Raw genomic sequence first — 2,587 nt, forward strand, 5'->3', positions numbered from 1 at the left:
TTGGCTGAGGGTTTGTTTTGTGGTTTTCGTGGTGCTTCAAGAGTGCTGGACTGTTGTTGGGGCTTTGTGTCTGTTGGGGCTTTGTTGTCTTGTAAAAGTTCTTCGTTAAGAATAGTTTTTTCTTGATGCTCAGAATCAATGTTGTTACGGATTTTAATTTTAATTTTTACAGATTCGTTATTGAATGCTTTCTTAAAATCTTTAACTAGGTTTGCACCCCAAGTGCCAGAAGTAGCACTACAGCAATTCAATAGTAAAACACTGGCAAGTTTTGCATAGGAGTTATTTCGAATTGACTCTTCTAATCCTTTTATGCCTTGTGCCATCAGTTTGCCGTCTTTGCCTGCTAGTATTTCAGTGCCATACTTATCTTTATGCCCATGCCCCTGAATACGCAGTATGGGTCAAAAACAAAGACAAGTCAATGAAGAGCCCAGCCTTGTTTATCGGTCAAAAAACTGCCATGGAAAAATTATTTGGAGACAAAATCAGTTTACTGCCAAAATCTTTATTAGATCTAGATCCCCCCACTAAATACGAAAGCCATATTGTTATTCAAAAATCAGACGACGAAATTGCCGATATTGTAAGAAAGGAGCAAGTCGAAAAATTACACAAAAAACACAACAAAGAAGATGTTCTCGTTATTAAAAAAATGCAAAATGGAGAACCCATAGTTCTTCAAGGAAATATCCAAAATGTGGAGGGCGAATACAAAGTCCATATCATAGGGCGTGGGCATAAAGATAAACATGGCACTGAAAAACTAGCAGGCGAAGACGGTAACCAGATAGCACAAGGTCTAAAAGTATTAGAAGAATCAATTCAAGATAACTTCTATGCAAAACTTACCAATGTCTTATTATTGAATTGCTGTGGTGCTGCTTCTGGCATTTGGGGTGCAAACCTAGTTAAAGATTTTAAGAAAGCATTCAATAACGAATCTGTAAAAATTAAAATTAAAATCCGTAACAACATTGATTCTGAGCATCAAGAAAAAACTGTTCTTAATGAAAAACTTTCACAAGACAAAGCTCCAATAGACACAAAGCCCCAACAGCAGCCTGGCATACCCAAAAACACCTNTATTGAATTGCTGTGGTGCTGCTTCTGGCATTTGGGGTGCAAACCTAGTTAAAGATTTTAAGAAAGCATTCAATAACGAATCTGTAAAAATTAAAATTAAAATCCGTAACAACATTGATTCTGAGCATCAAGAAAAAACTGTTCTTAATGAAAAACTTTCACAAGACAAAGCTCCAATAGACACAAAGCCCCAACAGCAGCCTGGCATACCCAAAAACACCTCCTCAACAAAACAAAACACACAAGACCTCACTCCACCCCACAACCTCGCCCACCCAAAATCCAAATACGATTCCAGCCTAATCATTCAAATGGCAAACGACGAAACCGCCAACAACATGCAACAAAAAATAACAAAAAGACAAAATGCACGCCACAACCCCAAAAAAGTCGTTGTTGTCAAAAAAAATAACGGCAAACTAGAGGTTATCCAAGGTCAAGTAAGCGATTTAACAGGCAATTTGAAAGTCCAAGTAATAGGGCACGGCAAGCAAGTAGAAGGCGTCAACACATTAGAAGGTCGCGATAGTAAAGGGGTAGTAGGCATTATCAAGAAATTCCTCCCACAAACAGTGGAATCGGCCAAACTCTTCTTACTGAGTTGTTATAGCGGTCGTTGCCTCAATGGGCAATTAAGCTTGGCTCAGGAGGTGCAAACATTGTTTGGCAAACTTTTTGATGTCGTAGGTTACGAAGGCAGAGTCAATGTTGATAAGAGTGGCAATCCAAAAATTGTAGGTGATGATGAACCTGGCATGGCACCTGAAAACAATACCGATGTATTAGAACAAGCATTCAAAGATTCAAAAGCATTACTTGATGATCAAGTGGATGAGTTAACAAAGCTTAAAGAAAAAGAACAACAGGCATTAGCCAATATAGAGCCAGAAACACTAGCAGAAAAAGTCACAAGAGACGAAGTATTGCAAATAACAAAAGAACTAGAACCAGCACAAGAAGAACTAAGACAAGCACAAGAGAAAGAAGAAGCGGCAAATAAAAAAATACAAAACAACCATAAAGAATATCAAGAATTAAAACAAACGGCAAACGATCTAACACAAACAATCCAAGCAGCAGAAGAAGAGAAAGCACAAGTAGCAGAAGAAGTGAAACAAAAACAAGGCGCAAATGAAACAGCGAAAAATGCAAAAGATAAATCAGACAAAGAAGCAAGCAGACTAAACAGATTGCATAGAACAAAGATAAATAAGAAAACGACAAAAAAAGCAAACACAGGTGCAAGCGCAGATGAGTTAGAAGTTTTATCCAGCAAACTTAAAGCGGCACGAGATGTAGTAAAGATTGACAGACAAAATGCAGCAGGCACAGAAAAAGAATTTAATGAAGCAAATGAGAAATTACAAAAAATAACAGCAACAGTTGATAACGAAAATAAAAACTTGGATCAAGTTAATAAAAAAATACAACAAAAACAAGTAGAGAAACAACAAGCAGAACATGAACAAGAATCGGCATACCAAGTAGTATTAGATAAGAC

Annotated in this window: 3 protein-coding genes; 2 read left to right on the forward strand and 1 reads right to left on the reverse strand. The window is 37.3% G+C overall.

Annotated elements, in window-relative coordinates:
• Window positions 1-401 (reverse strand): C80 family cysteine peptidase (locus tag BHECKSOX2_RS00770; RefSeq protein ID WP_180323599.1); only part of this gene is annotated, 401 nt, incomplete at its 3' end.
• A 62-nt stretch (window positions 402-463) separates the two neighbouring features.
• Between BHECKSOX2_RS00770 and BHECKSOX2_RS00775 the strand changes: the two genes are divergently transcribed.
• Window positions 464-1,138, forward strand: a complete 675-nt coding sequence (locus BHECKSOX2_RS00775) for a C80 family cysteine peptidase (protein WP_180323595.1) — start codon at window positions 464-466, stop codon at window positions 1,136-1,138.
• The coding region (locus BHECKSOX2_RS00780; RefSeq protein WP_180323596.1) for a C80 family cysteine peptidase at window positions 1,089-2,587 on the forward strand (1,499 nt) is incomplete at its 3' end. The genes BHECKSOX2_RS00775 and BHECKSOX2_RS00780, both read left to right, overlap by 50 nt.

It is taken from the genome of thiotrophic endosymbiont of Bathymodiolus puteoserpentis (Logatchev) (assembly GCF_900127505.1).
Taxonomy (GTDB): Bacteria; Pseudomonadota; Gammaproteobacteria; order PS1; family Pseudothioglobaceae; genus Thiodubiliella.